Below are 15,961 nucleotides of genomic sequence, written 5' to 3' on the forward strand. Positions count from 1 at the left end.
CTGTGGACCATTGACTATGGACAAAAAAATAATACTCTTCCTATTCTTCATTACAACGGCTTATTGCTCTAAAGCACAACAACAAAAGCCATTCAATCCCGATACTATCCGCACCATTGTTATTGACTCCGTAATCAATATCCGTTCGCACAGGTTAAACACACAGGATTTTATTGATGCAGTATTGGCGGATACCGGTTTTTACCAGGCGTTCCGTAATATGAAGAAGTATTCGTTCATTGGTGAGAATTACATTTACACTTACGACAAGAACAACAGGATAAACGGCAAAGTTTACCGCAAATTTAAACGAATTGAAGCAGGTGGTAAACAAACTATTGAATATATAGCCAAACGCGACAGCGGCAATGTGTATAAGAAGGATGGCAAATACCAGCTATACACCGTAAATATGTTCGACTACATATTTATGAATGCCTATAAGACGGGTTATGGCTCGGGGTCGATGATATCGGGTAAACCGGATAGCAAGGATCAATCTTATAAGGATAAGCTCAAGATACTTATCTTTGCGCCCGGGCATAGGGTAGATGGGATACCTTTCATCAGCAGTAAAACCGAGATCTTTTCGCCGGATATGCGCCCGCTTTACGATTACCAGTTTGCCCGCGGCACTTATTTAGATTCAATACCTGTATATCGTTTCCGGGTAGTGCAAAAAGCCAGTACATCCAATAGCGATGTGGTTATTAAAGAATTGACCACCATATTTGATATGCGCACTTTTCAGATCTTAGGTCGTTATGTTAATATCCAATATCACAATATGTTCATCGATCTGGATGTAAAGATGAATATGGAGCTTGATAAATTTGACGGTGATTTAGTGCCCGCCAAAGTTACTTACCAGGGTGATTGGAATATCCCGTTCCATAAGGATGAGAAAGTGAGCTTTTTGATTGTGCAGAAGGAGTATACGAAGTAGAAATTATTATACCCGTCATTGCGAGGAACGAAGCAATCTCTATGCAATACAGAGAAACCTCTGCAAGTTCGACCAGCCTTTGTGGAGATTGCTTCGTTCCTCGCAATGACGGGCGGGGTAAAGCATTATTATAATTCAGCAGCTTTTTTAATCACCCTATTCCTCTCAACCAATAAATCACTCATATACTTTTTAAGGAATAGCCAGTTTGCAAATTTTCCTAAAACCCCTAATGGCGATTCAAATACAAATACATCCCGCATCAAAGTTCCATTTTCAACAACCAAAAAATGGTGCTCATGCCGAAAGCTTTTAAAGGCACCGTTTACCATTTCGTCAGCGAAGAATATCGGGTAATTATAGTCTGTAATTTTTGAAGTTAGGCTTTGCCAGATGCCGAAATGCTTTGCACGCCAGGTTACGGTTTCACCCAATTCTATTAACCCGCTTGTGCGCCCGCGATGGCTTGTTCGCCGGTTTGTTTGGTGGATTCGATGTGTAGGTCAATGCTTCGGGAAAGATCGAAGACTTTTTCGATAGGAGCGTTGATTTGGGTATTTAGGGTTATGGTTGCCATATTGTTTATATTGTCATTGCGAGCGATAGCGTGGCAATCTCGTAGTCGTGCATGTTGAATAGGAATAGCTACGAGATTGCTTCGTCGTTCCTCCTCGCAATGACAGGAGGGCAAATCTCCCAATTAAAACTCTGCGTTCTTCGGGAACCTTGGGAAAGGGATCACATCCCTGATGTTGCCCATACCGGTTACAAACAGCACCAAACGCTCAAAGCCTAAACCAAAACCAGCATGCGGACAAGCGCCGAACCTGCGGGTATCTAAATACCACCAAAGCTCATCTTTAGGGATGCCCATTTCGTCCATGCGTTGCTCCAGCTTGTCTAAACGTTCTTCACGCTGGGAACCGCCTACAATTTCGCCAATGCCGGGGAACAGGATGTCCATGGCACGTACGGTTTCGCGGCCATGAGCATCTGGCTCATTTTGGCGCATGTAGAACGCTTTTATATCTTTAGGGTAATCGGTTAATATCACCGGTTTTTTGAAGTGTTTCTCAACCAAATAACGTTCGTGTTCTGATTGCAGGTCGGTGCCCCAGCCTTCAACAGGATATTGAAACTTTTTCTTTTTATTCGGGGTTGACTCTTTTAGAATGTCGATAGCCTCAGTGTAGGTCAATCGCTCAAAATCGTTATCCAAACAAAACTGCAGCTTATCTAAAAGCGACATATTTGAGCGCTCATTCTGCGGTTTTTGTTTTTCTTCTTCGGCTAAACGCTGGGTTAAAAACTCAATATCTTCCTTGTTTTTATCCAAAGCATAACGGATTACGTATTTCAGCAATTCTTCAGCCAGGTTCATGTTGTCGTTCAGGTCGAAGAACGCCATTTCGGGTTCTATCATCCAAAACTCGGCCAGGTGACGTGTAGTGTTTGAGTTTTCTGCGCGGAAGGTTGGTCCGAAGGTATAAATATCACTCAAAGCCATCGCGCCAAGCTCACCTTCTAACTGGCCTGAAACGGTAAGATTAGTCGGCCTGCCGAAGAAATCTTGTTTAAAATCTATTTCTCCGTCCTCTGTTTTTGGCGGATTTAGCAAGTCAAAGTTGGTTACGTGGAAAGTTTCACCCGCACCCTCTGCATCGGATGCGGTAATGATCGGGGTGTGCAGGTAAACAAAACCTTTCTCCTGGAAAAACTGGTGTACCGCGAATGACAGGCTGTTACGCACACGGAATATCGCCCCAAAAGTATTGGTGCGGAAACGAAGGTGCGCTATCTCCCTCAAAAACTCCAGACTATGTTTTTTAGGCTGAAGCGGGTATTTTTCGGGATCACTATCACCTAAAATCTCAATTTCGGTAGCCTTAACTTCAACGGTTTGTCCTTTACCCAATGAGGCGACTAACTGGCCAACCACGCTGATAGCGGCGCCGGTGGTAATCCGTTTTAGAATTGCAGGATCGGTATTCTCAAAATCAACAACAATTTGAATGTTGCTATTGGTTGAGCCATCATTTAAAGCTATGAACTGGTTATTGCGGAAGGTACGTACCCACCCTTTAACGGTTACCTCGATGTTGGTTTGTTCACTTTGTAGTAATGCTTTAATTTTTGTGCGCTGGCCCATGAATTTTAAATTTTGAGTGGCAAAAATACAATTTATTGTCTGAACTCGAATTTGTTGAATTAAGGAATTTACGGAATGATTGATGATATTTATTCGATTAATTTGTTAATTCTCTTAATTCCGGTTCAGACTTTATTAAGTTTGGATCTTATCCGTTATCAAATGAATCCGAAACTGAGCCTGGCCATAGGCGTTTTATGTATCTCGTTCTCGCCCATATTTGTAAAGCTGGCGGGGGTATCGCCAATAGGGGCTGCCTTTTACCGTGTTTTGGTGGCCTGGCTTTGTTTGTTGCCGTATTGTATCATCAAAAAAAAGTTTCGTGTTAGCCGCAAGCAAATCATTATTGCCATTATCGCCGGGGTTGTTTTTGCTTCGGATATTGCGGTTTGGAACCTCTCGTTAATGAAAATAAGCGCCACCATATCAACCCTGATAGCCAACCTTGCCCCGGTTTGGGTTGGGTTGATTGGCTATTTATTGTTAAAAAAGAAGTCGGGCAAATTGTTTTGGATAGGTACATTCATCGCTATTTGCGGCATGGTGGTGTTGGTTGGTTATCAGCATATTCTACATTTAGAGTTAAACGCGGGCATATTGCTGGCTACCTTAGCCAGCCTGTTTTACGCCATTTACATCCTCATCACCAAAAATATAATGGCCGGGATCGACGTATTTTCCTTTATGTTTTACAGCATGTTGGGTGCATGGGTATTTTTGCTGATGGTAAACGGCTTTATGGGCGGCGATATGATCCATTATTCGGGTAAAGTTTGGATGTGTTTTGTAGGGATGGGTTTGATATGCCAGTTAGCCGGATGGCTCACCATTAATTACTCGCTGCGCTATCTCGAATCAACCAACGTATCTATCACTTTACTGAGTCAAACGGTATTTGCCGCTTTAATGGCCGCTGCCTTTTTAGGCGAGCGTTTAGCTTTGAATGAGATCATCGGCAGCGTTATTGTGTTGGCGGGGATTGCTACAACATTTTTAAACCTAAAAAGGATTTAATTAGCTCTGTTAGTGCTAAATAAAAATAAAATAGTTTTCTGTCAGTAAACTTATTATATTTGTTTAATGAATGTTATTACAAGGCGGACCATACTCTATTATATAAATAAGTATCCCCTTGCAGCTAATGCATTAAAAATATGGTATGACGAATTATCAAAAGCAAACTTTGATAATTTCAACGATTTGAAAAATACTTATGGTAATGCCAGTATTGTTGCAAATAATAGGGTTATATTTAATATCAAAGGAAATTCATTCAGGCTTGTTGTTTCAATCAACTTTAAAAAGCAGGCGTTGTTTGTTATATGGTTCGGTACTCATGCCGAATATGATAAGATAGATGTTGCATCTATTAGTTTTTTGAAACTTTAATGGTGAATTAAAAAGCGGCGCAGCTTTTAAAACTCTGCAATATTACAATGGGCACAACAATGTTAAAAATACTAAAAACTAAAGCTGAATATAATGCCGCTCTTGAGAGGACGATAGGAATATTTCACCCAGAAGAAGGTACGCCTGAAAGTGATGAGTTAGATGTTTTGCTGTTGTTGATAAAAGATTACGAAGATCGCCATTACAATATTCCTGCGCCTGATCCTATCGAGGTAATTAAACTTAAACTGGAAGAAATGGGTTTAAAACAAAAAGATCTTGAGCCGATCATAGGCTCCAAGGGATACGTTTCCCAAGTTTTATCTGGCAAAAAAGAACTTACACTTAAAATGGTTAAGGGGTTACACCAATATTTGGGTATTTCTGCCGATATATTTTTAGCTGATACTAAATAGGATTTTTTTAACGCATGATTACAAAACCCACTATCGACCGTATTATGGAAGCCACCGACATTGTGGAGGTGATTGGGGATTTTGTGCAGTTAAAAAAGCGGGGCGCTAACTATGTGGGTTTGTCGCCGTTTGCTAATGAGCGTACGCCATCATTCACCGTGTCACCGGTTAAAGGAATTTTTAAAGATTTTTCATCAGGTAAGGGCGGTTCGGCAGTTACTTTTTTGATGGAGCTGGAAAAGTTTACTTATCCCGAGGCATTGCGCTGGCTTGCCAAAAAGTACAGCATCGAGATTGAAGAAACAGTTGAATCTCCTGAAAATCGCGAAGCAGATAACCATCGCGAAAGCCTGATGATCGTCACTGCATACGCAGCTAAATTCTTCCATGAAAGTTTACTGGAAACGGATGAGGGGAAAAATATCGGCCTGAGTTATTTTAAGGAACGCGGTTTTAATAAGGATACAATTGCCAAATTTGAATTGGGCTACTCGCCTGATCAATGGGAGGCATTCTCGGCACAAGCTATTAAAGACGGCTACCAGGAAGAGTTTATTGTAGAAAGCGGACTTTCGGTTAAGCGTGATAATGGGTCGCTATATGACCGTTACCGGGGGCGGGTGATGTTCCCGATCCATAGCTTTTCGGGCAGGATAATCGCCTTTGGCGGCAGGACTCTTAAAAGCGATAAGAACGTTCCTAAATATGTAAACTCGCCGGAGTCGGAGATCTACCATAAATCAAGTGTTCTTTACGGTTTGTACTTCGCCAAGAAAGCCATCCGCGAAGAAGATAATTGCTATTTGGTTGAGGGATACGCCGATGTGATCTCGGTTCACCAGGCAGGCATCGAGAATGTGGTCGCTTCATCGGGTACTTCGTTAACTGTGGAGCAGATCAGGCTAATGGGCCGCCTTACCAAAAATATCACCATTTTGTATGATGGCGATGCGGCAGGTATAAAAGCCTCGCTCCGCGGATTGGATCTGATTTTGGAGGAGGGCCTTAACGTAAAGGTGGTGCTTTTCCCGGATGGGCATGACCCGGATTCCTACGTGCGCAAACTGGGTACAAGCGCATTCAAAAAATATATTGAGGATACCAAAAAGGATTTTATCCTTTATAAAACTGACTTGCTGCTTAAAGATGCCGGCAATGATCCTATAAAAAAAGCTGAAGTTATCCGCGAGATCGTTGAAAGTGTTGCTAAAATACCTGATTCCATTAAAGCTTCGGTGTTTATTAAGGAGTGCAGTAACATTTTGCAGATAGATGAGCGCGCGCTGCTATCGGAGTTAAATAAGATGCGCACCGCGAAGGCCCGAAAGAATGCTCAGCAATCATCGTCTTCATCTTACTCAAGGCCCGAAGAACCACCTGCCGATATCAACTGGGATGAGCCTGCTGAAAAAGCTGTAAAGGACGATGACAGCCAGGAAAAAGAGATCATCCGCCTGCTATTGCTTTACGGCAACCGAATGATCGATTGGGATGGTATCGCCAATACTTATATCGGCCCGTTTATGATAGCGGAATTAAGCGATGTGGAATTTGACCACCCTGTAAGCAAGCAATTTGTCGACATCTATCGCACGGAAGTAGAAAACGGGGTGCTGCCCGATGAGCAGTTCTTTATTCATTACCAGGATAAGGATATTGTTGACCTTACCGTTACGCTCATCGCCACAAAGTATACTTTGAGTGACAACTGGTACGAAATGCACCGCATATTAGTCCCCGATGAACAGGCTAACATGAAAGCGACCATTTTAGGTGCCATTTTCCACCTTAAAAAACAAAAAGTAGGCAGGATATTGGATAACCTGCGCAAGGAGCTCCAAACCACTACCGCCGAAGCTGACCAGGAGATATTGCTGAGCCAGTACATGCACATGAAGAAGGTGGAGAAAACCATTTCTGATTACTTAGGTTCAGTTATATTAAAATAATGGCTGTACACCTGGAGTTGGGCCGCAAGGGCGAAAGTTTAGCCAAAACACATCTGGAAAGCGCAGGTTATGAGATACTGGACGAAAACTGGACCCATGGCAAAGCGGAAGTAGACCTGATTGCATACAAAGACAAGGTTATTATATTTGTGGAGGTGAAATCGCGTACCGGCAACGGTTTTGGCGAGCCAGAAGATTTTGTGGACGAGCGTAAACAAAAACTATTGGTATCCGCCGCAGATGAATATATTTACCTGATGGAGCATGCCGGCGAAGTGCGGTTTGATATTATCTCCATTTTATTTGATAAACAAGCAAATTATACACTAAAGCATATAGAAGATGCGTTTTGGCCTCATGCCACCTAACACTATGAACAATAAAATTAAATTAATTATAGCCGCTGTCGCAATCCTGGCTTTCGGCTGTAACCATTCCACTCAACAACCAAATAATGCTACCATAACTCCCGAAGCGGGTACCCCTTACAAAGCCGGCGATGTGGTAAATATAAATATCGGCGGTACCAAAGCAGATTCGGTGGTGTACCTGTTGGATTCAGTTAAGTTTTTAGTGAAGAAGGACACCAGCGGTATCAGCATCAAAACAGATACTATGAAGCTCGGGGTAAAACTGATCACCGCTAAAATTTACCTGGATGGTAAACCGCAGGAGGTATCAACCAACATCATCCTGAAAGCAGCCAAAGCGCCTGAGGAAATGACTTATGTTGTAGAAAAGGTTTACCCGCACGATACCAGCTCTTACACCGAAGGTTTTGAATACCATGATGGGTTTATATACGAAAGTAGTGGCGGCTACCTTAAGCCACCTGATGGTAGTCCGCCTGAAAGGCAATCAAGCCTTCGTAAGGAAGACCTGGAAACTGGTAAAATCGTGAAACAAATAAAGGTAGATCCTACGGTTTTTGGTGAGGGTATTACGATGATCGGCAATAAGATCATTCAACTAACTTATCGCGAGCATAAGGGTTACGTGTATGATAAAGACAGCTTTAACCTGTTGAGTACTTTTAATTATACTGTAGGTAAAGAGGGTTGGGGACTGACCTTTGATGGCAATAAAGTTTACAATAGCGACGGCACAAACCGCGTTTGGCTTTTAAATAAAGATAATTACAACCCAACCGGTTTTATTGATGTGTATGATAATAAAGGCGAAATAGATTCCGTAAACGAGCTTGAATATATAGACGGAAAGCTTTACGCCAATGTTTACCAAAGAGATACCATCCTGGTGATCGACCCGAAAACGGGCGCGGTACTGCAAAGGGTAGATATGAAAAACATATGGCCTAAGAAAGATCGCCCTGCAGGATTTGATAACGATAATAATGTACTAAACGGAATAGCCTGGGACGAAAAAGGCAAACGTTTACTGATTACCGGCAAAGAATGGCCGCATGTTTACCAGGTAAAGTTTGTACCGAAGAAATAACACTTTCCGTATTTGATATAAATAAAAGTTTTTTTAAATTTAATAGACTTAAAATTATATCACAATGGGAAAAGTGTTTTCATTTAACGGGAGAATTAAAAGAGGCGAATATGCGGCAAGTTTTGCAACTTATGTTGTAGCATATGTGATCTTGAGATTATTACTTGAAAAGGATCCCAGCTACGGGATTTTAGGGTTTTTAGTAATTCCGATGATTTGGTTCCTATGGGCGCAAGGCGCTAAACGTTGCCATGATCTTAATAAAAGCGGTTGGTGGCAGCTTATTCCTTTTTATTTTTTCGTATTGTTATTTTCTGAAGGTGATTACGGGCCTAACCAATATGATATTGATAATTACGTACCATTTTATGGAGCAGATGATTATGAAAAGCCATATGACGCAGAAGACCTAACTCTAAATAGTATCGAAGTGCCAAATTCTGATTGTCCGATACAATAGACATTTATTGTTAGTCGTTATTGCGGGGAATGAAACAATCTCTAAACTACACAGAGAAACCTTAATGGCCGACCTGCCTATCTAGAGATTGCTTCGTTCCCCCGCAATGACAATATTGACTTATAATTATTTAGCTTCTCCAGGCCTTGTACTGGTTGATCAACCCATTGGTTGACGAATCATGGCTGCTGATCTCCGCATCATTCCTTAATTCCGGCTGAATTTTTTGAGCTAATTGCTTGCCTAATTCAACTCCCCATTGGTCAAAGCTGTAAATGTTCCAGATGATGCCTTGGGTAAATATTTTATGCTCATACATCGCAATTAATGAACCTAAGCTGCGTGGCGTGATCTTTTTCAACAAGAAAGAATTTGTTGGGCGGTTACCGTCAAATTCCTTAAATGGTGCCAGCTTGTCAATTTCTTCTTCAGTTTTGCCTGACGCCTTTAATTCGGCCTTTACCTCGTCAATGGTTTTACCATTCATTAAGGCTTCGGTTTGAGCTAAAAAGTTTGATACCAGCAACATGTGGTGCTCACCAAGCGGGTTATGGCTTTGCGCCGGCGCGATGAAATCACAAGGGATCATTTTAGTGCCCTGGTGGATCAACTGGTAAAAAGCATGCTGACCGTTGGTGCCCGGTTCACCCCAGATAATTGGGCCGGTTGAATAATCAACCGCTTTACCATTACGGTCAACATGTTTGCCGTTGCTTTCCATATCGCCCTGTTGAAAATAAGCCGCGAAACGGTGCAAATATTGATCATAAGGTAAAATAGCATTGGTTTCGGCATCAAAAAAGTTATTGTACCAAATACCAACCAAAGCCAATATAACCGATAGGTTTTGTTCAAACTCCGCGGTTCTAAAATATTCATCATAAGCATGTGCGCCGCTTAACATCTCCACAAAGTTTTCATAGCCCAGGCTCAGAACAATCGATAAGCCTATTGCGCTCCATAAAGAATAACGGCCACCAACCCAATCCCAAAATTCAAACATATTGGCAGTGTCGATACCAAATTCTTCAACACCCTTTGTATTGGTTGATAAGGCTACGAAATGTTTAGCAACATCTTCCTGTTTGCCGCCATTTGCCAATAACCAGTCTTTGGCGCTTTGCGCATTGGTCATGGTTTCCTGGGTAGTAAATGTTTTTGAGGCGATCAGGAACAAGGTAGTTTCCGGATTAACCACTTTAAGCGTTTCGGCAATATGAGTTCCGTCAACATTACTTACAAAATGCATCTCTAAATGATTTTTGTAAGGGCGTAATGCCTCGGTTACCATCACCGGGCCCAGGTCGGAGCCGCCGATACCGATATTAACCACATCCGTGATAGGTTTGCCGGTATAGCCTTTCCATTCACCTGAAATGATCTTTTCGCTGAAGGTTTTCATTTGCTCCAGCACTTTATTTACGTCAGGCATCACATCTTTTCCATCAACATAAATTGGGGTATTGCTGCGGTTACGTAAAGCGATGTGCAGCACCGGGCGATGCTCGGTAGCGTTGATCACCTGTCCCGAAAACATATCATCAATTGCATCTATTAGTCTACATTCCCTTGCTAATTGCATCAGCAATGCAATAGTCTCGTCGGTAATGCGGTTTTTAGAATAATCAACCAAAATATCTTCAAATTGAATTGAAAATTTTTTAAATCTGTCTTTATCAGATTTAAAATAGTCTTTAATGCTTTGGTCCGTAATATCAATGTAGTGGTCGGCTAAATATTTATAAGCCTCTGTGGTAGTAAAATCAACGTTTGGCAGCATAGTTGTAATGTTTTTAGAGCAAAATTAGAATTAAATAATTCAGGTTGTAATTTATTCTGAATTGTTAAAGTTCCGTGTACAATTAGTGTATTATTAACACGGTATACTTAGTGTTTGTTTTACACCGTCTAAATTGCGAAAATTAAAAATATTTTTACGTTTTGATTAGATATTGAAAATTATTATTTGGTATATTTGTTCTCGTGATAATTAAATCGCCATTTTATAATCATTTTGTTAATTAGCTTTTAAAATTAAATTCAATGTTTGAAAAACTTTTTATGCTTGTTAAAAATAACGCCGGGACGGCTGTTATGAACAACCCGCTGATCGCGGAAAAAGATCGTGAGGCAGTGATTAATGATGCTACAAGCTCGATCATTGAAGTGTTGAAGGGCCAGATGGAGCACGGCAGGTTAAAAGATATGGTGAATTATTTCCAGTTCGCCGGGATCTTTAATAATCCGTTAATATCAAGCACTGTAAAAAGATTTGCTAATAAATTGAATAACTATTATGGTATAGAATCGGTTGAAGCGATGAAAATTTCAAAGGCTTTAATTCCGCCGGCGATGCAGGAGCTTATCAAAGAATCGAAACAAGGAAAAGAAAACGAGTTTAACTTAAATACTTTGCTAAGTAAATTAAGCGGAAACTTTGTTGATATGACCGCTATACTAAACAACGCGACTTTAGCTTAGTCATTTTAATAACGTCATATAAAAGGCTTGCCGGTTGGCAGGCCTTTTTTGTTGGATGGCTTTTTTAAAATCCGAAATCCAAAATAAACTTATATTTGCCGTATGACTAAAGAACAAATTCAGGATTTAAGGGATAGAGTTACTTCCCTGAGGAGGCATCTTTGACATTGATAAGAAACTTGATGCCCTGCAAATAGAGCAGGATATAACTATTGGCCCCAATTTTTGGGATCATCCAAAGGAAGCTGAAAAAGTACTGGCTTCCATCAAAACAAAAAAAGTGTGGACCGACGCCTTTCAAAAGGTAGTTGCTGTTGTTGAGGATGCGGCTGTGATGTATGATTTTTATCATGCAGGCGACGCGACTGAAGCTGAAATGCAGGAACAATATGATGCTGCCATAAAAGCAGTTGAAGAACTGGAATTTAAAAATATGCTTTCGGCAGATGAAGATCAGCTGAACGCGGTGCTGCAAATTACAGCCGGCGCCGGTGGTACCGAAAGCTGCGACTGGGCAGGTATGCTGATGCGCATGTACATGATGTGGGCCGAAAAGAATGGGCATAAAGTAACTGAACAAGATTACCAGGAGGGCGACGTAGCCGGTGTTAAAACCGTTACCCTGCAAATAGAAGGCGAATTTGCCTATGGTTATTTAAAAGGCGAAAATGGCGTACACCGCCTGGTGCGAATCTCCCCATTCGATTCCAATGCTAAGCGCCATACCTCTTTTGCATCGGTATATGTTTATCCTTTGGTTGATGATACTATCGAGATCGACATTAACCCGGCAGATATTGAGTTTGAAACCTTCCGCTCCGGCGGGGCAGGCGGGCAGAACGTGAACAAGGTGGAAACCGCGGTGCGCTTATACCATAAACCATCGGGCATCATTATTAAAAACCAGGAGTCGCGCTCGCAATTGCAGAATAAGGATAACGCGATCCGCTTGCTGAAATCTCAGTTATATGAGGCCGAAATGCGCAAACGCATGGAGCTGACCAACGCGATTGAAGGTAATAAGAAAAAGATAGAGTGGGGGTCGCAGATCAGGAATTATGTGCTGCATCCTTATAAATTAGTTAAGGACTTACGTACCGATCATGAAACATCCAACGCTGCCGCGGTGTTAGATGGTGACCTGGATGATTTCCTGAAAGCTTACCTGATGGAATTCGGCGGACCCAAAAGTTAATCCTATGAAAAAGCTATTATTTGCACTGATGTTATTTTCAACCCCATTATTCGCTCAGCAAAATCCGATAGCGCTTTACCCGGATGGCGTACCCAATTCAAAACCCGCTCCGGCAGATTACGTCGAAAAATGGGGTAACGATGCCTTCCTGTTCAATGTCACCAAGCCGACTATCATGCCATATTTTGCTGATAAAAGCATAGCGAATGGTACGGCGGTAATTATTTGTCCGGGTGGTGGCTATGCGGGTTTATCGATGGATAACGAAGGCTCAAGCATAGCCAAAGCATTTAATAAAATTGGTGTAACAGCATTTGTGTTAACCTACCGTTTGCCGAGCGATAGTATTATGATCGATAAAACTATCGGTCCGTTGCAGGATGCGCAACGCGCTATACAAATAGTAAGGCAACAGGCAAATGAGTGGGGCATCGATCCCAACAAAGTTGGCATTATTGGCTTTTCAGCAGGCGGGCATTTGGCATCAACAGCAATCACTCATTTTGATAAGGTGGTTATCGCTAATAAAAATAATACCAGCCTGCGCCCTGATTTTGGGATACTGATTTACCCGGTGATCAGTATGGGGCCTAAAACACATACAGGGTCAAAGGAAAATTTGATCGGTAAACATGCGCCGCAGGAATTGATGGACTTGTACTCTAATGAAAAACAGGTTACGGCTAATACACCACCAACTTTTTTAGTAGCTGCCGAGGATGACCAGGTAGTGCCTGTTGAAAATACCCTGATGTTTTATCATGCCCTGTTAGATAATAAAGTTAAAGCCGAAATGCATGTTTACCAGGCTGGGGGGCATGGTTTCGGGTTGCATAATAAAACTACAAAAGACCTTTGGTTTGATAGATTGACGGAGTGGATGGATGAGAATGGGTGGTTGAGTAAATAATTCTTTTTTCCTATTGTCATTGCGAGCGATAGCGTGGCAAACTCGTAGCTATGGTTATTCAAGAAACACAACTACGAGATTGCCACATCATTCCTCCTCGCAATGACAATTAGCACAATTGTTCAAAATTCCTTTTTGATTTCTAAGTAAACAATCCCAATTTCGCATCCCTGAATTTTGAGTTATGAGTATCCATTTCAAAAAAATAGCTAACGAATTATCTATTGCCGAAAAACAGGTAATAGCGACTGCTGCTTTACTTGATGAAGGCGCGACGGTTCCTTTCATCTCGCGTTACCGTAAGGAAGCGACGGGCACTTTGGATGAGGTACAGGTAACAGCCATCCGCGACCGTATACTGCAACTGCGCGAGCTAGATAAACGCCGCGAAGCTATCCTGAAATCGCTTACCGAGATGGGCAAGTTAACATCGGAACTGGAAAAGCAGGTCAATGAAGCAGAAACGATGGTGGCTTTGGAAGATATCTACCTGCCTTATCGCCCAAAAAGAAAAACACGCGCTACTGCTGCACGCGAAAAAGGTTTGCAGCCGTTAGCTGATAAAATACTTGATCAAAACAAGTTAGAGCTTGATGCCGAAGCGGAGAAATATATTGATGCCGAAAAAGGTGTAAATACGGTTGAAGAAGCATTGGCAGGAGCAAGGGATATTATAGCCGAGCAGATGAGCGAAAATGCAGAGGCGAGAACCAGGATCAGGACTTTGTTTGTGGAGAAGGGAACTTTCGCATCTAAAGTAATTCAGGGTAAAGAAGAATCAGGCATCAAATACAAAGATTATTTCGACTGGACCGAGCCGGTTAAATCAGCGCCATCACACCGGATACTGGCTATGCGCCGCGGCGAAAAGGAAGAAATACTTTGGCTGGATATTAAACCGCAGGAAGAAGAAGCAATAGCTGTTTTGGAAAACCTGTTTTTGAAAGGCAATAATCCCTCGGCCAGCCAGGTACAACTGGCTATTGCCGATGGTTACAAAAGGTTGCTGAAGCCAACCATGGAAACCGAGATCAGGTTGCTTACCAAAAAGAAAGCCGATGAAGAAGCGATCAGGGTATTTGCCGAGAATGCCCGTCAGCTTTTATTAGGCGCACCGCTGGGTCAAAAACGGGTTATGGCTATCGACCCCGGCTTCCGTACAGGCTGCAAGGTGGCCTGTTTGGATGAGCAGGGTAAACTGCTGGAAGATACTGCCATCTATCCGCATACCGGCCCGGGACAAGCCAAAGAAGCTGAAAAGACGACCAAACATCTATTTGAAAAACACAATATAGAAGCTATAGCTATTGGTAATGGTACCGCAGGTAGAGAAACGGAAGTATTTATCCGTAACCTGAATTTGCCGGGTACAGTTATCGTAATGGTGAATGAAAGCGGCGCTTCTATCTATTCCGCTTCCGAAGTGGCACGTGAAGAATTTCCGCATAAAGACATTACCGTTAGGGGCGCGGTATCAATTGGTCGCCGGCTGATGGATCCGTTGGCTGAGCTGGTGAAGATCGACCCGAAATCAATCGGCGTAGGGCAATACCAGCATGATGTGGATCAGAATAAATTGCAGACATCCTTAGATGATACCGTGATCAATTGTGTTAATGCGGTTGGTGTGGAACTGAATACGGCATCTAAACAAATACTGGCTTATGTGTCGGGCTTAGGGCCGCAACTGGCGCAGAATATTGTGGAGTACCGCGACCAGAATGGTGCGTTTAAACAGCGGAGTCAGTTGAAAAAAGTTCCCCGTTTGGGAGATAAGGCTTTTGAGCAGGCGGCAGGATTTTTACGCATCCATCATGCGGATAACCCTTTAGATACCAGCGCCGTTCACCCCGAAAGATATGACCTGGTGCTGCAAATGGCTAAAGATGCTAATTGTACGGTGAAGGATTTGATGAGTGACGACAAGCTGCGCAAAAGTATCCCGCTGCAAAAATACACTTCGGAAACGGTCGGGCTGCCTACGCTGAACGATATTATGGCGGAGCTTGCCAAACCCGGTAGAGACCCGCGTGAGCAGTTTGAGACTTTCAGCTTTACGGATGGTGTGAACTCCATAAACGATTTAAAGATCGGTATGAAACTGCCGGGCATTGTAACCAATATTACCGCTTTCGGCGCTTTTGTTGATATCGGTGTTCACCAGGATGGTTTGGTTCATTTAAGCCAGATCACTAATAGGTTTATAAAAGATGCTAATGAGATTTTGAAGGTGGCGCAAAAAGTAGAGGTTACGGTTGTTGAGGTGGATGTGAATAGAAAGCGGATCTCGTTAACGATGAAGGATAATGAGAAGCGGGAGGTTGTGGCTAAGCCTACATTTAGCAAGCCTGCTGTTAAGCATACGGGCGCAGGGTCCTCTGCGAGGACTGTTAAAAAAGTTGCTCCTGAGGCTGAGGGTGATTTGCAGTTGAAGCTGGCGGCTTTGAAGAATATGTTTAAGTAGGGCTTTTTATCCGGCGTGATTGCGATTGTTGGTTAACGGAGGCAATTATCAGCTTACAGAAGCCTTTGCGCGCAGGATGTCACACTGAGGTTCTCGAAGTGTTGCGCGGTGGCGTAGACAATGCTTTTGTTAAACGAGATTTTC

Annotated in this window: 16 protein-coding genes; 12 read left to right on the forward strand and 4 right to left on the reverse strand. The window is 42.4% G+C overall.

The features are described 5' to 3' along the window. The first annotated feature begins 16 nt into the window (after window positions 1-16). Window positions 17-946 (forward strand): hypothetical protein, encoded by a 930-nt coding sequence (locus ACYZ0U_RS06005; RefSeq protein WP_461450858.1) that lies wholly within the window; start codon window positions 17-19, stop codon window positions 944-946. Between the two features lie 128 nt (window positions 947-1,074). Here the strand turns inward: ACYZ0U_RS06005 and ACYZ0U_RS06010 are convergent, their stop codons facing one another. The 3 genes from ACYZ0U_RS06010 to asnS form a co-directional block, all read right to left on the reverse strand. Then, a complete protein-coding gene (locus ACYZ0U_RS06010; protein WP_461450860.1) occupies window positions 1,075-1,380 on the reverse strand; it encodes an SRPBCC family protein in 306 nt (101 codons plus the stop codon). A gap of 5 nt (window positions 1,381-1,385) precedes the next feature. Next, on the reverse strand, window positions 1,386-1,523 hold the full coding sequence (locus ACYZ0U_RS06015; protein WP_461450862.1) for a hypothetical protein: 138 nt from the start codon (window positions 1,521-1,523) through the stop codon (window positions 1,386-1,388). A 123-nt stretch (window positions 1,524-1,646) separates the two neighbouring features. Continuing rightward, on the reverse strand, window positions 1,647-3,095 hold the full coding sequence (gene asnS, locus ACYZ0U_RS06020; protein ID WP_461450864.1) for an asparagine--tRNA ligase: 1,449 nt from the start codon (window positions 3,093-3,095) through the stop codon (window positions 1,647-1,649). A gap of 162 nt (window positions 3,096-3,257) precedes the next feature. Between asnS and ACYZ0U_RS06025 the strand changes: the two genes are divergently transcribed. From ACYZ0U_RS06025 to ACYZ0U_RS06055, 7 genes are all read left to right on the forward strand, one after another. After that, a complete protein-coding gene (locus tag ACYZ0U_RS06025; protein WP_461450866.1) occupies window positions 3,258-4,109 on the forward strand; it encodes a DMT family transporter in 852 nt (283 codons plus the stop codon). A 66-nt stretch (window positions 4,110-4,175) separates the two neighbouring features. After that, complete coding sequence (locus ACYZ0U_RS06030) at window positions 4,176-4,484, forward strand: type II toxin-antitoxin system HigB family toxin (protein WP_461450868.1); 309 nt, start codon at window positions 4,176-4,178, stop codon at window positions 4,482-4,484. Window positions 4,485-4,543: 59 nt separating this feature from the next. Continuing rightward, window positions 4,544-4,900, forward strand: coding sequence for a helix-turn-helix domain-containing protein (locus ACYZ0U_RS06035; protein WP_461450870.1), 357 nt, complete (start codon window positions 4,544-4,546; stop codon window positions 4,898-4,900). Between the two features lie 14 nt (window positions 4,901-4,914). Beyond that, complete coding sequence (gene dnaG, locus ACYZ0U_RS06040; protein ID WP_461450872.1) at window positions 4,915-6,849, forward strand: DNA primase; 1,935 nt, start codon at window positions 4,915-4,917, stop codon at window positions 6,847-6,849. Continuing rightward, window positions 6,849-7,217, forward strand: coding sequence for a YraN family protein (locus ACYZ0U_RS06045; RefSeq protein ID WP_461450874.1), 369 nt, complete (start codon window positions 6,849-6,851; stop codon window positions 7,215-7,217). Before dnaG ends, ACYZ0U_RS06045 begins: the two co-directional genes overlap by 1 nt. 4 nt (window positions 7,218-7,221) lie before the next feature. After that, window positions 7,222-8,307, forward strand: a complete 1,086-nt coding sequence (locus tag ACYZ0U_RS06050) for a glutaminyl-peptide cyclotransferase (RefSeq protein WP_461450876.1) — start codon at window positions 7,222-7,224, stop codon at window positions 8,305-8,307. 64 nt (window positions 8,308-8,371) lie between these two features. After that, entirely contained in the window at window positions 8,372-8,767 is a 396-nt protein-coding gene (locus ACYZ0U_RS06055) for a DUF805 domain-containing protein (RefSeq protein WP_461450878.1), read from the forward strand. A 130-nt stretch (window positions 8,768-8,897) separates the two neighbouring features. On the opposite strand, the gene pgi is transcribed toward ACYZ0U_RS06055, so the two are convergent. Further along, window positions 8,898-10,547, reverse strand: a complete 1,650-nt coding sequence (gene pgi, locus ACYZ0U_RS06060; protein ID WP_461450880.1) for a glucose-6-phosphate isomerase — start codon at window positions 10,545-10,547, stop codon at window positions 8,898-8,900. A gap of 263 nt (window positions 10,548-10,810) precedes the next feature. On the opposite strand from pgi, the gene ACYZ0U_RS06065 reads away from it, so the two are divergent. The 4 genes from ACYZ0U_RS06065 (at window position 10,811) to ACYZ0U_RS06080 (ending at window position 15,817) form a co-directional block, all read left to right on the forward strand. Beyond that, on the forward strand, window positions 10,811-11,248 hold the full coding sequence (locus ACYZ0U_RS06065) for a hypothetical protein (RefSeq protein ID WP_461450882.1): 438 nt from the start codon (window positions 10,811-10,813) through the stop codon (window positions 11,246-11,248). 102 nt (window positions 11,249-11,350) lie between these two features. Continuing rightward, window positions 11,351-12,443, forward strand: a protein-coding gene (gene prfB, locus ACYZ0U_RS06070) for a peptide chain release factor 2 (RefSeq protein ID WP_461450884.1) whose coding sequence is annotated in 2 segments (ribosomal slippage) — window positions 11,351-11,410 and window positions 11,412-12,443 — 1,092 coding nt in all. Because the reading frame shifts where the segments join, the coding sequence is not laid out codon by codon here. A gap of 4 nt (window positions 12,444-12,447) precedes the next feature. Next, the gene (locus ACYZ0U_RS06075; protein WP_461450886.1) at window positions 12,448-13,353 is read left to right on the forward strand and encodes an alpha/beta hydrolase; all 906 of its coding nucleotides are present in this window, start codon (window positions 12,448-12,450) and stop codon (window positions 13,351-13,353) included. A 184-nt stretch (window positions 13,354-13,537) separates the two neighbouring features. Next, window positions 13,538-15,817, forward strand: coding sequence for a Tex family protein (locus tag ACYZ0U_RS06080; protein WP_461450888.1), 2,280 nt, complete (start codon window positions 13,538-13,540; stop codon window positions 15,815-15,817). Window positions 15,818-15,961: the final 144 nt, after the last annotated feature.

The sequence above is a fragment of the Mucilaginibacter sp. genome, from assembly GCF_965225845.1.
Taxonomy (GTDB): Bacteria; Bacteroidota; Bacteroidia; order Sphingobacteriales; family Sphingobacteriaceae; genus Mucilaginibacter.